At 64.5% G+C, this 19,304-nt stretch carries 6 protein-coding genes; 4 read left to right on the top strand and 2 right to left on the bottom strand.

Annotated elements, in window-relative coordinates:
* Positions 1 to 55: 55 nt before the first annotated feature.
* Together LPC22_RS02700 and LPC22_RS02695 are read right to left on the bottom strand one after the other, a co-directional pair.
* Positions 56 to 1,288 (bottom strand): PucR family transcriptional regulator, encoded by a 1,233-nt coding sequence (locus LPC22_RS02700; protein ID WP_229131906.1) that lies wholly within the window; start codon positions 1,286 to 1,288, stop codon positions 56 to 58.
* Positions 1,285 to 3,177 (bottom strand): DUF6020 family protein, encoded by a 1,893-nt coding sequence (locus tag LPC22_RS02695; RefSeq protein ID WP_229131905.1) that lies wholly within the window; start codon positions 3,175 to 3,177, stop codon positions 1,285 to 1,287. Before LPC22_RS02695 ends, LPC22_RS02700 begins: the two co-directional genes overlap by 4 nt.
* Positions 3,178 to 3,699: 522 nt before the next feature.
* On the opposite strand from LPC22_RS02695, the gene LPC22_RS02690 reads away from it, so the two are divergent.
* The 4 genes from LPC22_RS02690 to LPC22_RS02675 all read left to right on the top strand — a co-directional run bounded on the left by LPC22_RS02690 (position 3,700) and on the right by LPC22_RS02675 (position 17,333).
* Complete coding sequence (locus LPC22_RS02690; RefSeq protein ID WP_229131904.1) at positions 3,700 to 4,461, top strand: biotin--[acetyl-CoA-carboxylase] ligase; 762 nt, start codon at positions 3,700 to 3,702, stop codon at positions 4,459 to 4,461.
* Between the two features lie 63 nt (positions 4,462 to 4,524).
* The gene (locus LPC22_RS02685) at positions 4,525 to 6,360 is read left to right on the top strand and encodes an acetyl/propionyl/methylcrotonyl-CoA carboxylase subunit alpha (protein ID WP_024626845.1); all 1,836 of its coding nucleotides are present in this window, start codon (positions 4,525 to 4,527) and stop codon (positions 6,358 to 6,360) included.
* Positions 6,357 to 7,928: an acyl-CoA carboxylase subunit beta gene (locus LPC22_RS02680; RefSeq protein WP_229131903.1), complete on the top strand. Its 1,572-nt coding sequence runs from the start codon at positions 6,357 to 6,359 to the stop codon at positions 7,926 to 7,928. Before LPC22_RS02685 ends, LPC22_RS02680 begins: the two co-directional genes overlap by 4 nt.
* 51 nt (positions 7,929 to 7,979) lie before the next feature.
* Positions 7,980 to 17,333: a type I polyketide synthase gene (locus tag LPC22_RS02675; RefSeq protein ID WP_229131902.1), complete on the top strand. Its 9,354-nt coding sequence runs from the start codon at positions 7,980 to 7,982 to the stop codon at positions 17,331 to 17,333.
* The last annotated feature ends 1,971 nt before the right edge of the window (positions 17,334 to 19,304 follow it).

Raw genomic sequence — 19,304 nt, 5'->3', positions numbered from 1 at the left:
TCAGGGCGGGAGACCTTCGGGTCCCCGCTCTTTTCATGTCCTGGTTCGGCACCAGTCAGTCGGCGTCCGGGTGCGACCTGCGGATCCTGCCGATGATCAGGGCTGCCTGGAGGACGAAGGATTCTCGCGGGTCCATGGCATCCCATCCGGTCACCTCCACGCAGCGCCTGAGCCGGTAGCGCACGGTGTTGGGATGGATGCCCAGCTTCTTGGCGGTGACCTCCAGCGAGTTGCCCGAGCGCAGGAAGGTGAGCAGGGTGGTCGGCAGGGGCCCGTCCGGATCCTGGCCGGCCAGGCTCAGGTAGACCTCCTGGTAGAGCTGGTCGGCAGCGTCCCTGTCCCCGTTCAGGGCTCGTTCGGGCAGCAGGTCGTCGGCGTGCAGTGGTCTGGGCAGGGCGGCGGTGATGGGATCGGCCACGGCCGGGGCTGCTGCGTGCGTGCTCAGTGCGGCTCGTATTGAGGCGCCCGCACCGGAGATCCCATGGTGGAGAGATCCCAGGCAGACAGCTGACTCCTCAGCAAAGAAGTGCAGGATGGATGCGCAGAAGTCGACCGGGGTGCCTGACCGATTGGGGTCGATCAGAACCACCATGAGCCCCTCGTTCTCGCCCACCAGCGCCCTGCCGCCTTGACGGGCCACCGTGGTGTGGATGGGATGACGGGCGTTTTCCATGCCCTGCCCCTCATCGTTGCCTTGGGCCTCACCAACGACGGCGAAGCAGTCGAATTCGGTCGGCCATCCCAGCCGTGCCAGATCGTCAACGGTCCGTGTATCCGCCGTTTGTTCAATCAAATGCCGGATGATCCTCGACTCCGTTGCGGCCTTGCGTCCGTTTCTTGCCTCGGCCAGGTCGGCGTAGAGAGCGGCTGCTGCGGTGGCGGCATGACGGGTGTAGACCAGCGTGGACCGTTCCCCCTCGGCCCCCATGGTCCGGCCCGCCTCCTCAAGCATATCCAGAATGACCTGGGTCAACTCCATGGCCCGGTGTGGGCCCAGGCTCCGGGAAAGCTCGGCTGGTACGGGGGAGGGGATCTCGTTGCCTTCTGTGCCTCGGGCATCAAGTCGGGAGAGCAGGTCATCCAGAGCTGTTCGAATGGCTCCTTCCAAGGTTCTGCGGCCATTGGCGGGCAGGGACCTGGCCCAAGGCAGTGTCTCATCCAGATGGTCCAGTGTCTTCCGGAGAATCTGCTCCATGGCGGTATCGGAAGCGGCAGGTGCCCAGTGAGCTTGCTGCGCCTCAGCAGGGTCGTCGTCCTGCGGCCTGGGCCGCTTCGACTTGCCGATCATGACGGCCGGTCCATCAGGTTTTCGGCGCGGGCGCAGCGGCTCTGTCGGACCATGTCCAGGATCAGGAAGGGCACCACCATGTCCACCGGCAGCATGTGCCGTTCGAAGTTGTTGGCTGGGGCGGTGATCATGACCCCCATGATCAGCAGGAGGGGGAACCAGCACAGGATCCCGCGCCAGTGGCCGGCTGCCAGTCGGGCGACGATTAGCAGCAGGGCGGCCACCACCCAGAAGTTGGCCCGTGCCACCAGGCCCAGCAGAGGGGTGTCGGCCCAGGTTCTGACGAATCCGGTCACCCCGTTGCGCCAGTCATGGCACCAGGCCGCCAGCCAGGAGCCTGAGTTCTGCACGTAGCCATTGTTCAGGTAGTAGGACATGGCCACGTAGGCGGGGTCACCGGGGTCGAAGTAGCCGTAGGACTCGGCCATGAAAGCATCCAGGTAGATCACCGGGTTGCGCAGTCCCACCTGGAGCCAGGCCCGGTTCAGCCTGGACAGCTGCTCGGGCGTGACGGTTCTCCAGCGATAGACGATCAGTTTGGGCTGGTTGCCCGAGGACTTGACCCGGTCGGCCTCCCAGGGGGTGTACTGGATGGCGGCATTGTCCAGATCCATGATGGGCTCAAGGTCGGCTCTTGCCTGGGCCGGAATCCCTTGGGGATTGCGTTGGGCCACCCGGGCGATCTGCTGCAGCTGGATGCTGCGGCTCTCCACGGGGTCACCCTGGATGACCGTCCCAGTGGCCGTCAGGGCACCGGTCACCCCTGTGAACAGAACCAGGGGCAACAGGAGTCCGATCAGGATGGTGGCCCATTGGCGACGGTGGATGATCAGGGCCAGGACCAGCTGGGCCAGAACGATGTAGAGGGCGTACTTGGCACTGATCAGCATGATCAGGGTGCTCAAGGCCAGGGCAGGCCGCAACCGGGCCACTTGGCTGGCATAGTGAGGCGAGCTCCTGTCCTCTGACTCCAGCTGGTGCCAGATGCCGAACCACCAGATGAAGGCGAAGGCGAAGAGGGGGGACTTGGTCAGGCTGAAGGTGCTGAAGACCACAAAGGGGGAGAAGAGGAAGAAGAGCATGACCAGGGTGCGGGCCAGGGCTCCAACTTGTTCGGTTCCCTTGCCGCGCAGGAAGCGGTCGGCGGTGACAGCGCAGCAGAAGGCCGCGAAGATCACCTGCAGCCCTGCCAGGAGGACGATGCCGGCATCATAGGATCCGGTCAGATGGTTGGAGGCCATGATGGTCATCCCGTAGACCAGAGTCAGCACCATGTTGTGCTGGTCGGTCAGGAAGACCGGATGCCCTGGCAACAGGTAGTGGCCTATGGGGTAGACGTCCATCTGGGTGAAGGCATTGCTGCCGTAGGGGGGTTGATCGCCCTGCAGCTGGGCCAGGAAGTTGGCGCATTCCTGGGCCTGGGCGTACAGGTCGGCCCCGTAGGCAGCCAACAAGGTAAGAAAGGCCCAGGCCCAGCCCAGCAGGAGCAGGCGCATGATGGGCCGCCAGCCGCCGGTTTGCCGGGTGATGAAGGCCGCGTAGGCACGCATTCGTGGGCGCTGCGCCAGGGCGGTCAGCCGCTGTGGCATTCGTAGGGGTTCGCAACCCAGCAGAATCCGGCGGCAGGCCAGGACCAGAGCCAAACAGACGGCCAGGGTTCCCAGCATGATCAGCACCTGGAGCAGGCCCACCTCTGTTATCGAACCTTCCTGACGGTAGATGGGGCCCAGCCCGGTGCAGCAGGCAATCCAGAGACAGGCCAGCAGGGCCAGGACCAGGCCGACGGTCCGGGATGCACGAGACCCAGGCCTGACGGTCTGCAGGGCCGAAGTCTGCGCAGGTTGCTCGCCTGCCTCTCTCGCTTGCGCCCTTCCGCTGTCTGCGCTCAAAAGAACCCCTTTCGCGGGCCGTTCCTGGTGTACGGTTTCCCCATTTTATCCAGTGCCCATCCGAGGATGCGCTCAGACCTGTCCAAGGGTCTCCTGTGAAAAGATACAAAAACCGGCCGCCGCTTTTGTGGATGGTTCGCTACCGGGGCTGACCCCTTGTGCCGTATAGTGGAACGCGTGCCTCATCAGAATATCAAGTGGCAGCCATCGGCATCGCTGGATAGTGGCGTACTCTCCTCGATCGTGGTGCTCGACACCGTCGATTCGACCAATACGCTCGTGGCTCATGCTCTGGAAGCCTCGACGTATTCGGATGCGCGCGACCGGGTCGAACGGCTGTTTGGGGGCGGTGAACCGACAACGAGCACGGAGACCGTGAAGGGATTGGCCTCTGGCACACGGGGAAAAGCCGAAGATACACCTCGAAAAAATGCCCGTCAGGGTGTTTCTACGACTACACGGTACGAGGGAAGAGTCGCAAGTAAAGGTATTCGGCGATGGCCGGGCGCCGGGGGTAGCACCATGCCGCTGAGCGTAGCGGTTGCCGATGCGCAGTCCCGGTGCCGCGGTCGTCTTGCCCGAACCTGGGTCAATCAGCCCCGATGCTCCCTGCTGGCCACGTGGGCACTGCCGCTGCCCACCAGCTTGCTGACTGGGCCCTTTGGTGGATGGATGCCCATGGTGGCGGGTCTGGCCGCTCTGGAGGGTCTGCAGGATGTGCTCGAGTACCACGGCTGCCCGCTGACCGACGACGGCGACCCTGAACGGGTTCTGACGCTCAAGTGGCCCAACGATCTGTTCTGCCGCGGGGCCAAGCTGGGGGGCATCCTCTGCGAGCTGGTTCGGGTGGATCAGGACTGGTCGGCCCTGGCCGTCGGCATCGGCATCAACCTCTTCCTACCCCGGCAGGCACTGCCTATTGCGGAGTCCACCTCCCTGCAGCTCCATTACCGGGACCTGCCCGATTACCAGACCCTGCGTGACGACCTGGTCGATGCCATCAGCTGGCACCTGAGTGGGGAGATGGCCCCCCTTGGCATTGACGGGTCGCTGGACAGGGCTTTGAACGGGCCGCAGGGGCTGCGCTCGCGGATTGCCGCGCTCAGCTGGACGCTGGGCCGACGGGTCAGGGTCGTTCCCGTAGCCGGTGAGCCCGTGGAAGGCCGTGCCCTGCAGATCAATCCGGATGCCTCCCTGCGGGTGCGGCTGCCCGACGGCGGCCAGGTTGACGTGTCCACCGCCGACGTGGGCGTCCTGCCCGAAGTGGCTGCTGTGGGGGCCTAACACCATCCTGTTCATACTTTCCGTCAGTCCAATCATCCTTGAGCAACCAGTGAGGAGAGGGGAATGAAAAAACTGCTGATCGCCAACCGCGGCGAGATAGCCCTGCGGGTTGTGCGCACTGCCCAGGAGATGGGTATCGCCACCGTGGCCGTCTACGCCGACCAGGATCGGGACGCCCCCTATGCCCAGATGGCGGATGAGGCCTACCTCTTGCCTGGGGACACCAATATGGAGACCTATCTGAATGAGGACCTGATCGTCTCCATCGCCCGCCGGGCCGGCGCTGACGCCCTCCACCCGGGATACGGCTTCCTGTCCGAGTTCTCCTCCTTTGCGCGAAAGGTGATTGAGGCGGGCATCACCTGGGTGGGTCCGGACCCGGAAGTCCTGGACGAGCTGGGCGACAAGATCACCGCCTGCAAGGTGGCCGAGCGGGCCAGGGTGCCCGTGGTGCCAGGCCTGAGCGAACCCGTTACCGACATGCGCCCCCTGCTGGACTTCGCCGACGAGCACGGCTACCCGGTCATGATGAAGAAGGCTGACGGCGGCGGCGGCCGGGGGATCACACTGATCAACGACAGCGACGAGCTACGCACCTTCTACATGAACCATGATGCGCTTCAGGGCGGCGACCTGGGCGACTACTTCATCGAGAAGTTCGTGGACCGGGCCCGGCACGTGGAGACCCAGTCCGGCAGGGACAGCCATGGCCAGTTCACCGTCTATTCCACCAGGGACTGCTCGGTCCAGCGCCGCAATCAGAAGCTGGTGGAGGAGGCTCCTGCGCCCTTCCTGTCCGACGACGTGATCGCCCAGCTGGAAGGATTCTCCCGCCGCCTGTTCGACACGGTGGGTTACGTGGGCCTGGGCACCTGCGAGTTTCTGGTCACCCCCAGGGACGACGTCTACTTCATGGAAGTCAATCCCCGGCTGCAGGTGGAGCATACGGTCAGCGAGCAGGTCTGTGGGCTGGACCTGGTCCGTGAGCAGCTCCGAATCGCTGACGGCGGCTCTCTGAACGTTGCGCCCCCGCCCCGCGGTCACAGCTTCGAGCTGCGCATCACCAGCGAGGACCCGGCCACCAACCTGACCCCCAGCTCAGGAACCATCGAGTCGATTCAGTGGCCCTCCGGCCCCGGCATCCGCGTGGATTCGGGCGTCGAGGTGGGCGACACGGTCTCGCCAAGGGACGACTCCATGATGGGCAAGCTGATCGTGACCGCCCAGGACCGCCCGGCAGCCGTGGCCAGGGTCCGTCGGGCCCTGCGCGAGATGAGCATCAGCGGGGTCCCCACCCCGGCCGGCCTCTTCCAGAAGATCTTCACCAACCCCGAGTTCACCGCCGAGGATGGCCACTCCTTCGACGTGTCCACCAAGTGGCTGGAACGGGTCTACCTGAATGTGGAGCCTGCCTCCAACGGCAGCGGCCAGCCCGCCTCGGTCTCCGGAGCCTCCGCCCAGGAACAGGATCGGGACAGTGATCCCATGGAGACCTACAACGTGGAGATCGACGACAAGCGGGTCAGGCTGGCCCTGCCCCAGTCGCTGCTTGGCGGCATGGGCGGCATGGGCGGCCACGGCGGCATTGCCAGGCCCCGGCAGCCCCTGCGCGGTCGCGGGCTGCGCGATCAGGAGCCCGGCGCACCCCGGCAGGATGCGGCCAGGTCCGGCGTCATCGTGGCCACCATGCAGGCGGTGGTCACCCGCATCAACGTGGCCCCCGACCAGGAAGTGGACAAGGGCGACCTGCTGGTGGTGCTGGAGTCCATGAAGATGGAGAACTACGTCTATGCCCCGGCCAAGGGTCGCGTGAAGACCATCGATGTGTCCGTGGCCCAGGGGGTGGATCCGGGCCAGACCCTGGTCACCCTGGATCTGGGCGGGGAGGAGCAGGCATGAGCGTCACCGAATCCACCTTGGGCGCCCAGCCGGTGCGCCAGGGCATCCACCGGGCCGCCGCCCTGGCCAAGCAGGCCGAGGAGCACGCCCGTGACCGTCAACATGCCAAGGGCAAGCAGACCGCCCGTGAGCGCCTGGACCTGCTCTTTGACAAGGACACCTTCGAGGAGGTGGGCCGCTTCGCCGGCGGCGACATCGCCGGGGACCGGGCGGGCTCTGCGGTCATCACCGGCTTCGGCCTGGTCTACGGGCGCAAGGTCGGCGTCTACGCCCAGGACTTCTCCGTTCGGGGCGGCACACTGGGCCGGGCCGAGGGCGAGAAGATCTGCCGGCTCATGGACATGGCCCTGCGGATCAAGGTCCCCATCGTGGCCATGATCGACTCGGGAGGCGCCCGCATCCAGGAGGGTGTGGCCGCCCTGACCCAGTACGGCCGAATCTTCCGCAAGACCTGCCAGGCCAGCGGCTTCGTCCCCCAGATCTCCCTGATCCTGGGACCCTGCGCCGGCGGTGCCGTCTACTGCCCGGCCCTGACCGACCTGATCATCATGACCAAGGAGAACTCGGACATGTTCGTCACCGGTCCCGACGTGGTCAAGGCGGCCACCGGCGAGACCATCAGTATGGACCAGCTGGGCGGTGGCTACGTGCACAACACCCGTTCCGGCGTGGCCCACTACCTGGGCGAGGATGAGGCCGACGCCATCGACTACGCCAGGACCGTCCTGGCCTACTTGCCCGCCAACAGTGACCAAGAGCCTCCCCGCTATGCCTTCATCTCCGGCCATGCCGAGCGCCAGGCCGCCAAACGACTGGCCACGGTCATCCCCGAGAACGACCGGCAGCCCTACGACGTGCTGGATGTCATCCACGCCATCGTCGACTACGGCGAACTGGTTCAGGTCCAGGAACTCTACGCCCGGTCCATCGTGGTGGGCTTTGCCTGCCTGGAGGGCCGGCCGGTGGGAATCGTGGCCAACCAGCCCATGGTGGATGCAGGCAGCCTGGATGTGGAATCCTCCGAGAAGCTGGCCCGCTTCGTCCGCCTCTGCGACGCCTTCAACCTGCCGGTCATCACCCTGGTTGACACCCCTGGCTACAAGCCGGGCTCGGACCAGGAGCACGCCGGCATCATCCGCCGGGGGGCCAAGGTCATCTACGCCTACGCCAACGCCCAGGTGCCCATGGTCACCATTGTGCTGCGCAAGGCCTTCGGCGGCTCCTACATCGTCATGGGCTCCAAGGCCATCGGCGCGGATCTCAACTACGCCTGGCCATCCTCGCAGATCGCCGTGCTGGGAGCCCAGGGCGCAGTCAACATCATCCACCGGCGCGACCTGCAGGAGGCCAAGGAGGCCGGCCGGGACGTGGATGAGCTGCGAAACAAGCTGGCCCAGGAGTACGAAACCACTACCGTCAACGCCAATCTCTCCCTGGAGATGGGGGAGCTGGACGGCATGATCGACCCGGAGCAGACCAGACCGGTCCTGATCCAGGCCATGGACCTCCTGGCGGACAAGCAACGTGTCAGGGTCAACGACAAGCACCACGGCAATCAGCCTCTATGAGCTTCCCCTCGTCATTATCAGCAATTCCCAACTCTCTATGAATAGGACATCATGACCAGTACATTCTTCATCAACCGTCTCGCTGAGCAACCGCACGCGCTCATGTTCGCCGGCCAGTCCAACCCCTGGACCGTGGCTCTGGCCGATCTGCAGGGTGATCCCGACATCGACAAGGCTCTGAGGGAGCGGATGGCTGCGGCCACCGACCTGCTCAGGGCGGTCAAGCCCGACCTGCTGGCCACCAACGGCCGTCAGCTGGACCTGTTTGGCTACAAGCCTGACCCGGTCAGGCTGGGGCCGGCCGCCGACGCGGCAGTGAGCGTGCCCGGCATCGCCCTGGTACAGCTGGGCGCTCTCATGGACATGGACCAGCTGGGCTACGACGCAGCCCAGGCCCGTCCGGTGGCCCTGCTGGGACACTCCCAGGGCATCATCGGCGTACACATGGTCCAGGAGATCCAAGCTGCCGGATCCCTCAAGGCCGCCCAAGGTGCCATCGACCAGATCCTGGCCACCGCCATGCTGATCGGCGCGGCCGGTACCCGTCAGGCTCGTCGTCTGGGCATTCACCGCCAGGGTGAAGCCACGCCCATGCTTTCGGTGCGCGGCGCCACCCGCCATCAGGTGGAGGTCCTGGTCGACCGGGTGCCTGGCGCTCGCGGCCCCATCAGCGTGGCCGTGACCAACTCGGATCGCAACCTGGTCCTGTCCGGCTATCCGGAGGATCTGGCTGCCTTCGCCATCGAGGCGAGCAAGGAGAGCGAGCATCAGCGCCAACTGCGCGAGGATAAGGTCCGTGGCGGAACCGCCTTCTCGCCGGTTCTGGAGTACCTGGATGTGACCCTGCCCTTCCACTCGCCGCTCATGAAGGAGGCCGTGGATCTGAGCGTGGACTGGGCTTCACGCTGCGGTCTGGACACCGAGCGTGCCCGGGTTCTGGCTGAAGAGGTTCTGCTCAACCATGCCGACTGGGCCGGCCGGATCGCCGAGGTCATGGACCAGCAGGATGCCGCCTTCCTCTGGCTGGTGGATCTGGGCCCGGGCGAGACCCTGGGCAAGCTGGTGGACAACCTGGTCCAGGGCACCGGCGTGGGCGTGGTCGAGGCCTCGAACCAGGCCCGGCGCGCGCAGCTTTCCACCATGGAGGAGGATCCGGCCCGGACCCAGGACTGGTCCAAGCTGGCCCCCCGTCTGCTTGAGACCCCGGCAGGTCCCCGTGTGGAGACCGCCTTCAGCAGGTTGACCGGCAAGCCCCCGGTCATGTTGGCCGGCATGACCCCGACCACCGTGGAGCCCGAGATCGTGGCCGCAGCCGCCAACGCCGGCTACTGGGCCGAGCTGGCCGGCGGCGGCCAGGTGACCGCTGAGGTCTTCGACCGCCATGTGTCTCAGCTGGAGGACCAGCTGCAGGAGGGCCGCACGGTCGAGTTCAATGCCATGTTCATGGATCGCTACCTGTGGAACCTCCAGTTCGGCAGCCAGCATATCGTGCCCAAGAAGCGCGCCTCCGGCACCCCCATCGACGGGGTGGTCATCTCTGCCGGCATCCCTGAACTGGACGAGGCCGTGACCCTGATCCATCAGCTCAACGAAGAGGGCTTCCCCTACGTGGCCTTCAAGCCCGGCACGGTGGATCAGATCCGCCAGGTCGTGGCCATCGCCCGCAAGGTCGCCCCCACCCATATTCTTATGGAGGTCGAAGGCGGAGCCGCCGGCGGTCACCACTCCTGGGAGTCCCTGGACGATCTGCTCTCGACCACCTACGCCGAGGTCCGTGCCTGCCCCAACATCGTTCTGGTGGCCGGCGGCGGCATCGGCACACCTGAGCGGGCGGCCGACTACATCAGCGGCCAGTGGTCCCGCGCCTACCACCTGCCGGACATGCCCGTGGATGGTGTCATGATCGGCACAGCGGCCATGACCGCCAAGGAGGCCCACACCAATCCCGAGATCAAGCGGGCTCTGGTAGCCACTCCCGGCATCGACAGTTCCACCCCCGATCCGGACCCCTTCGCCCCCATGGGTGAGAAGTGGGTGCCCAGCGGCAAGTCCGTGGGAGGCGTGGGTTCCGGTCTGAGCCATCTGCATGCCGACATCTACGAGATGGAGAACTCCTCCGCCGAGTGCGGCCGTCTGCTGGTCCGGGTCATGAAGCACCCCGAGGAGCTGGAGACCCGTCGCGGGGAGATCATCGAGGCCCTGAACAAGACCGCCAAGCCCTACTTCGGCGATCTGGAGACCATGACCTACCAGGACTGGGCCCAGCGCTTCGCCGACCTGGCCTACCCCTGGGCCGACGACACCTACATCGACCGCTTCCTGCATCTGCTGCGGCGCATCGAGGCCCGTGTCTGCGAGCGTCAGAGCGGCGAGTTCGACTCCATCTTCGCCTCCAGGCAGGATGTGGCCGAGCCCGAGCAGGCGCTTCGTCGACTGCATGAGGCCTATCCACAGGCGGCCGAGCTCAAGGTGGTGCCTACCGACGTGGCCTGGTTCCCCGTTCTGGTGCGCGAGTACCCCAAGCCCATGCCCTTCGTGCCGGTCATCGACAACGATCTGCTGCGTTGGTGGGGTCAGGACCAGCTCTGGCAGTCCGAGGACCCCCGCTACGGCGCCGACTCGGTCAGGGCCATCCCCGGACCCATCTCCGTGGCGGGCATCACCACGGTGGACGAGCCGGTGGCCTCCATTCTGGGACGGTTCGAGCAAGCGGCCATAGACCGGGTGAGCGACCTGGACAGCAGTCCCGCCAAGGCCTACAGCCAGCTGGCAGGCGCCGCTGACGCGCAGGAGTTCATCCGCCGCAGCCCAAACATCTCCTGGGTGGGCCATCTGATGGCCAATCCGGCCTATGGGACGGCCATGGACGACCCCAACTACACCATCACCGCCACCGGCCAGGACGACCAGGGCGAGCACTACGACCTGGACATCCACCTGGACACCTACTGGGATGACGACCCCGACGGCGGCCTGGACCGGCATGCGGTGCGCGACATCGTCGTGCCGCTGACCATCAAGAGCGACCAGGTCGGCCTCTTCCCGGTGGTCGACCGCAGCCGCCTGCCCAAGGACGTCTACGCCATGCTGGCCGACACAGCCGGCATCGGCAACACCACCATCACCGGCGACAAGCTGGAGGCCATGCCTGTCATCAAGAAGGACGGCGACGACCCTGACCACCCCTTCGGTCTGGCCCACACCGGCTACACCCTAGCATCCAACCTGGGCTTCGACCATGAGGCGGCCACCGGAGGTGCCCTGCCCGATGCCTTGATCCCCTCCGGTTTCGCCCCCGACGCGCTGGTGGGTCCGGCTTGGCCGGCCATCTATGCAGCCCTGGGATCCGTCTATGTGGATGGCTTCCCCATCATCGAGGGCCTGCTCAACGCGGTCCATCTTGACCATCTGATCGAGCTGGAGGTCAGCGAGAAGCGCCTGCTGGAGCATACCGGCCAGCGGATTGAACTGACCAGCTGGGCCGAGCCCTACCAGGAGTCCTCCTCCGGCCGGGTGGTGACCATCCATGTGGTCCACGCCGCCCAGGACGGGACTGTGCTGGCCCGCGAGGTCGAGCGCTTCGCCATCCGTGGCCGTGCCTACAGCGACCAGCTGCCCCAGGAGGCTCCCGAGTACGGCGGCATCCGCGCTGACACGGTGGACACACCCCGCAGGCTGCTGCGCCGCGTCACTGTGACCGCCCCCAAGGACATGACCGCCTTCGCACGCACCTCCGGGGACTTCAACCCCATCCACACCTCCAAGCGGGGTGCTGCGGTCTCCGGCCTGTCTGCGCCGCTGGTGCATGGCATGTGGCTGTCGGCCACCGCCCAGTACGCGGCCCAGGCCACCGATGAACAGGGCGTCCACTATGAGATTGCCGGATGGACCTACAACATGTATGGCATGGTTCAGCTGGGCGACAAGGTGGAGATCAGCCTGGAGCGTGTGGGCAAGGTCCGCCATGGCGGCCTGGTCCTGGAGGTCACCTGCAGGATCGACGGCCAGCTGGTCTCCCGTGGCACGGCGATTGCCCGCGCACCACGGACCGCCTACGTCTACCCCGGCCAGGGGATTCAGCAGCAGGGCATGGTCCTGGACGAGCGGGCCAAGTCTCCGGCCGCCCGTGAGACCTGGGAACGGGCCGATGCCCTGACCCGCAGCAAGCTGGGGTTCTCCATCCTGGCCGTGGTACGCGATAACCCGCACACCCTGACGGCCAAGGGGGTCACCTACCACCATCCGGAGGGTCTGCTCAACCTGACCCAGTTCACCCAGGTGGCCCTTGCCACCGTGGCTTTCGCTCAGACCGCCCGCCTGCGTGAGTCCGGCATGGACATCTGGCCCGCCTACTTCGCCGGCCACTCCCTGGGCGAGTACAACGCCCTGAGCTCCTTCGCCGGGGTCATGTCCCTGGAGACGGTTCTGGAGCTGGTCTTCCACCGCGGGTCCACCATGCACTCCCTGATCGAACGCGACGAGCAGGGGCGCAGCAACTACCGGATGGGCGCCTTGCGTCCCAACCAGTTCGGCGTGGGCGACTCCGGGGTCAAGCAGTATGTGGAGTCCGTATCCAAGGAGTGCGGCGAATTCCTGGAGATCGTCAACTACAACCTTGCCGGCCAGCAGTACGCCATAGCCGGAACCATCGCCGGCCTGGAGTATCTGCGTGCCGACGCCAACCGCCGGGCCAAGGAGGCGGGCGGCAAGCCGGCCTTCATGTACGTGCCCGGCATCGACGTGCCCTTCCACTCCACTCTGCTGCGCAAGGGGGTGCCCGAGTTCCGCGATACCCTGGACGCCCTGCTGCCCGAGCACATCGACTACTCCCGCCTGGAGGGTCGCTACATACCCAACCTGGTTGCACGGCCCTTCCAGATGACCAAGGAGTTCGCGGCCTCCATCCTGGAGGTGGTTCCTTCCGAACGCATCAAGCAGGCTCTGGACGATCCCCAGGTCTGGGATCAGTATGCGGCCGACGACCAGAAGCTGGGCCGTCTGCTGCTGACCGAGCTGCTCTCCTGGCAGTTCGCCTCTCCTGTGCGCTGGATCGAGACCCAGGCAATCATGTTCGATGCCCCCGAGCAGGGCGGCCTGGGCGTCGAGCAGCTGATCGAGGTAGGGCTGGGCCATTCGCCCACCCTGGCCAACCTGGGCACCAAGACCCTGAAGCTGCCCGACTTCCGCGAGCGTCACGTGAGCGTCTACAACCTGGGCAGGGACGAGAGCCGGGTCTATCTGACCGACACTGATCCCATGGCCCCGGTTCAGGATGAGCCCGCAGCTCCGGTTCAGGTCTCCAGCCCTGAACCTGCTCAGGCTGCTGCGCCCGCACGTGCATCGACTCCAGCTCCGGCTCCGGCCCCTGCAGCATCCGAGGATTCGGTTCCTGCTCCGGCCCCGGCGACCGGCGGTCCATCGGGTGCTGATGTAGCCGACCTGCCCTTCAAGGCCTCGGACGCCATCGCCGTCCTGCTGGCCTACTCCACCAAGATCCGTCCCGAGCAGATCGGGCAGACCGACACCACCGACACCCTGACCAACGGCGTCTCCTCCAGACGTAACCAGCTGCTGATGGACATCAGTTCCGAGCTGGGCGTGGCCAGTGTGGACGGCGCCGCCGAGGCCAGTATGACCGACCTGAGCGCCCTGGTCAACAAGGTGGCCCCCAATTATCGGCCCTTCGGCCCGGTGCTCTCCGACATCGTTCGTGAGCGCATCCGCGACCTCTTTGGCCCCTCCGGTCTCAAGCTGCAGCAGGTCGAGCAGCGGGTCTCCGATGTCTGGCAGCTGGGTGCTGGCTGGGTCTCGGCCACCGTGGCCAGCCTGGTCCTGGATACTCGTGAGGGTGCTTCCTCGCGTGGCGGCGACCTGGCGCTCCTGCCCACTGAATCCGTCTCCACTGTGCCTGCGGCCAATGCGCTGATCGATCAGGCCGTTCAGCAGGTGGCCCAGCGTCACGGCGTCACGGTCTCCATGCCCTCTGCAGGGGGTGCTGTCGGCGGTGCCGTGGTCGACTCTGCTGCCCTGGATGCCTTCGCGGCTCAGGTGACCGGCTCTGAGGGTGTGCTGGCCTCTACTGCACGATTCCTCCTGGACAAGCTGGGGCTTAAGCCTCCGACCGTCCAGCCTGGCGAGAATGAGGACGCTGCCGTCGTGGCCGCCGTCGATGCCGAGCTGGGCAGCGACTGGCCCGAGCAGGTGGCGCCACGGTTCGAGGCCTCGCGCGCCGTCCTCTTCGACGATCGCTGGGCCAGCGCCCGTGAGGATCTGGCTCACATCTACCACGAGCACGATGATGACCGCAGTCGCCTGAGCTTCGTAGGAGCCGGACGCGAGGTGCATGATCAGGCCGTCTGGTACGCCGAACAGGCGCGCAACCGTGGCGAGCAGGATCTGGCCCGGGTCTTCACCGGCATAGCTGACCAGGCCATGACTCCTGCCGACTCGAACCAGACCGCTGCACGATTCGCCAAGGATGTGGCCGTAGTCACCGGCGTGGCCCCCAAGTCCATCGCAGGATCTCTGACTGCAGGCCTCCTGGAGGGCGGGGCGACAGTCATCGCCGTCTGCCATTCTCTGAAGCCGCAGACCGTGATCTGGGCCCGCGACCTCTACCGTCGCCATGCCGTGGGTGGCGCCCGTCTCTGGATCGTGCCCGCCAACCTGTCCAGCTACCGGGATGTGGATGCCCTGGTCGACTGGGTCGGCAATGAGCAGCGCAAGACCACGGGGGCCACGACCACCGTGCTCAAGCCCGCCTACGAGCCCACCCTGCTGCTGCCCTTCGCAGCCCCCGCCATGCACGGGACCATGGCCGACTCGGGCCGGCTCTTCGAGTCCCAGGCCCGGCTCATGCTCTGGAGTCTGGAACGCCAGATCGCCGGGTTCGCCGGCATCGGGGCGGATACCGACGTTGACCACCGTCTACATGTGGTCCTGCCTGGCTCACCCAACCGCGGCATGTTCGGCGGCGACGGGGCCTATGGGGAGGTCAAGGCCGCCCTGGACGCCATCGTCAACCGGTCCCGCCCCGAGCAGGACTGGTCCGGCCGGGTCACCTTCGCCCACCCGCTGATCGGCTGGGTCCGTGGCACCGGGCTCATGGGCGGCAATGACCCGCTGGTCCAGGTGGTGGAGCGCCACGGCATCCGCACCTACTCCACTGAGCAGATGGCTGATTCCCTGCTGGAGCTCTGCACTGTGCAGGCCCGCCAGCAGGCTCTCCAGGCCCCGCTTAAGGCCGACCTGACCGGTGGTCTGGGCTCCAGTCCGCTGGACCTCAAGGCCCTGAAGGCTGAGGCTGCCCAGGATGAGGATCCGTTGACACCGGCTCCAGCCGGAAAGCCCGGGGATGCACCCGCAGATGCCGACAAGGATCCAGACCGGGTCATCAAGGCCCTGCCCACACCCCGGGTGCCCGCTCAGGCCCCGGTGGACCTGAAGGATTGGCAGGGCGTGACTGCTCGGCCCGAGGATCAGATCGTCATCGTCTCCATCGGTGAGATGGGTCCCTGGGGCTCCGGCCGCACCCGCTTCGAGGCCGAGATGGGCATCCACTCGGATGGCCAGGTTGACCTGAGCGCCGCCGCAGTCCTCGAGCTGGCCTGGAACATGGGTCTGGTCGAGTGGCAGGACAGCCCCAAGCCGGGCTGGTACGACACGGACGGCGAGCTGGTGCCTGAGCAGGACATCGCCGAGCGCTACCACGACCAGGTAGTGGCCCGCTCCGGCATCCGTCCCTTCGACGACGGCATGGGTTCTGACTACCGCCAGGGCACCAACGAGGAGGAGGTGGACGTCTTCCTGGATCACGACGTGGCCTTCTCGGTGCCCACCAAGGACATGGCTGAGGAGTACGTGGCCCAGGATCCTGACCACACCAGCATCGCCCGCGACGAGGAGTCCGGCGAGTGGACCGTCACCCGCCTTCCCGGTTCCCGCATCCGCGTGCCGCGCCGGGCCACCATGTCCAGGACCGTGGGCGGCCAGTTCCCCAAGGGCTTCGACCCGGTCAAGTGGGGCATTCCCGCCTCCATGGTCGGGGATGTGGATCAGATCGCCCTCTGGAACATCGTGACCACCGTGGATGCCTACCTGTCGGCCGGATTCACCCCGGTCGAGATCCTCCAGGCCGTGCATCCCTCCAAGGTGGCCTCCACCCAGGGGACCGGCTTCGGCGGCATGGCCTCCATGCGCAAGCTCTACCTGGACCGCTTCCTGGGCAAGGAGATTCCCACGGACATCCTCCAGGAGGCTCTGCCAAACGTGGTGGCCGCGCACGTCATGCAGTCCTACATCGGCGGCTACGGCAACATGGTCCAGCCAGTCTCGGCCTGCGCCACGGCTGCGGTCTCCCTTGAGGAGGGCGCTGACAAGATCGCCCTGGGCAAGGCGGACTTCGTAGTCACGGGCGCCATCGACGACATCGGTGTGGAGTCGGTCATCGGCTTCGGCAACATGAACGCCACCGCCGACTCCGCCGAGATGTACGCCAAGGGCATCCAGCCGAGGTTCTTCTCTCGGGCCAACGATCGTCGGCGCGGGGGCTTCCTGGAGTCCCAGGGCGGCGGGACCATCCTGCTGACCCGCGGTGACATCGCCCTGCGTATGGGTCTGCCTGTGGCTGGTGTGGTCGGGTACATCCACTCCTTCGCGGATGGTGCCCACACCTCCATCCCCGCACCCGGGCTGGGGGCTCTGGCTGCCGGCATGGGCGGCAAGGACTCGGATCTGGTGCGCTCGCTGGCCAAGCTGGGCGTGAGCCCCGACGACATCGCCGTGGTCTCCAAGCATGACACCTCCACCAACGCCAACGACCCCAACGAGTCCGAGTTGCACAACACCCTGGCCCACGCTATCGGGCGGACGGACGGCAACCCGCTCTACGTCATCTCCCAGAAGAGCCTGACCGGCCATGCCAAGGGCGGTGCCTGCATCTTCCAGATCAACGGGCTCACCCAGCTCTTCCGGTCCGGGGTCATCCCGGCCAATGCCTCCCTGGACTGCGTGGATCCGGTCCTGAAGCGTGACGACCATCTGGTCTGGCTGGAGCAGCCTCTGAAGGTGGGCAGGATCAAGGCTGGGCTGGTCACCTCCCTGGGCTTCGGCCATGTCTCCGGCATCGGGGTCATCGTCAGCCCTGGAGCCTTCGAGGCAGCCGTGCTCCAGACCTCCGGCCAGGAGGCTCTGGACGAGTGGCGTCGCCGAGCCAACGACCGTCTGGCCGCTGGTCAGCGCCATCTGGAGGAGGGCCGCATGGGTCGGGCCCCGCTCTATGAGCCCATCGACAACCGCCGCTTCCATGAGGACGGCCACGGGTATGTGGGCCACGAGATTGAGAAGGCCATGCTGCTGGATCCCCAGGCCCGCCTGGGTGCCGACGGCTACTACGACCGGGGGTGAGAGCGGCGTGAACCAGCTGGACTTCCGTCTGAAGCAATAGGCGGGAGTCCGGTGAGGGAACAGTCATTGCGATGATCGGGGAGGTGGGCCAGACGGCTCGCCTCCCTTATTGTCTTGCCATTGGGTGCGGCTGTCCCTTGTCTTCAAGCCTTATGTACAAGGGCTCCCTTGCAGGTATGCGAGCTATCTGGTCGTCAGGACTTATTGGTCATTGGAGCTGTTGTAATGGCTGCGCATAAGGGATTTTGTCCGAATATTGCCTGCATGTTGCTCAACCGGCGGTGTGCTATTGCCAGGCTGCGATTGGAGCCTTTTCACAAAAAGGTATAAAAAGTAGATGGGTGACCCAGATTTTACTTGGGATTATTGCTGGGCCACCCAAATGGCCGAACTCGTCTTGGGGGAGTGTCCGGCCTCTTACTCGTGCGAAGTTTTAGTGCTCGTGATCGCTGTAATGGAATTCCTACTGCTGAGGTTTGCTGCCATAATACTCATGGCAAGAAGCCCGATTATCATAGCCACGCCGATATTTTCCCCTTCAGCTGTGGGCAGGACGCCTACAGTCAGGGGGAGTCGCTGGTTGTTGATGCCGCCGGATCGGTCGATCAATTGAACGATTAGCGGATGGCCACTGTCACCATAATTGGATGTATGCGGGGGTTGGGGTGACATCCCAAGTGTCATCGCCGTTTCGTATCAGTCAGGTTCTCTGCTTCTGCTCAAGGAGCATCTCAGCGGACACACCACTTGCAGGGAAAAGGAATTGCGGCGGTAAAGCGATTGACTGCATTGAGGGGATTGCCTGTTTCTAGTGGTCTATTCGGATTTGTCTTCTGGACATGAGTCCTTATGCCTGCAGCCAGGTCCTGGGAATGGAAGGCACCTATGCTGCATGGAGTGATTTGTAAGGAGTACCGTTTTATTATTCGGAACAAAGGCAGGCAAACCCCGCGTGTGCGCGATGTTGTCGCCCAGCTCTCACTAATTATTGACGCCGCACGGATAAGTGTCCCTCATAGGAAGCGTCAGCCAGTGAATAAGGGTAACTGGCACTGACCTAGCGTTTCCGCTCAGGAACCGCACTTATCGGTGCTCACTGCGCTCGCGGGCATAGCCATATTGCAGCAAGTTATCGTTCATGTCTAAGGAAATACAAGGAACATCGCGACACCGAAAGCGACACCGCACAACCCGAATATCGTAGCCCCAGCGAGTTGCTTCATGTAATCAGGCTTGTCCCAATTGTTTTTGAGGTCATCCGAACATGCTGACAGACAATGTTTAATCACCGATATCATTCCATTCCCTTTCTTAAGAAGGAGCTGCAAGATGCAAGACTGTCAAAATAGGTAGGGTCAAATCGTCGACGCTAAAGCAGAACAAGTCGTTGCATAGGTTATGGTGTAGCTCCGCATCAGCAAGCTAGCATCTGACCTTATCTGCAAACAAATTTCATCTCTTCGTTAGTCAAAGCAGAAGAACCTGGCTAACTTCTCGTCAATTATGTTTGGCTATAGTTCCTTTCCCAACTGTGGCCAACTGCTTGTTTCCCGCCGTTCTCGTTTTTGAGAACCGCGTAATAGATATTTACTGATGTTGCTGTAAATGCTATCAGAAGAATTGATGCTCATACTGTTATCGCCAGCATGATTTCAACTTTTGTGATCGATGTTCGGACATAGCGGAATTCCCATTCTCGAAAAATAAGGCTGCTGTGCGTGGCGAATTTGTCAATGCCAATTACCTCTGATTTTCGTTCTCTAACATCGGATGGCAGCACGTTATCCGTGTGATTCTCATTGCTCTGTAAAGATGGATAATCTTGCAGAAATCTGTCAGCCAAGTTCCGTGCAGAACGTTTATTCTTTCCATGCATATCATTCGATAAGGAGTGGTCACCGCGTGAGCATGGATGATCCCGTAGTACTCAGGCAGTCGCTGGTACGGGTAAGGTGTTCCTTGGATCCAGGG

The sequence above is a fragment of the Bifidobacterium mizhiense genome, assembly GCF_020884755.1.
In the GTDB taxonomy this organism is placed as follows: domain Bacteria; phylum Actinomycetota; class Actinomycetes; order Actinomycetales; family Bifidobacteriaceae; genus Bombiscardovia; species Bombiscardovia mizhiensis.
This window is presented reverse-complemented; position numbering and strand designations above follow the sequence as displayed.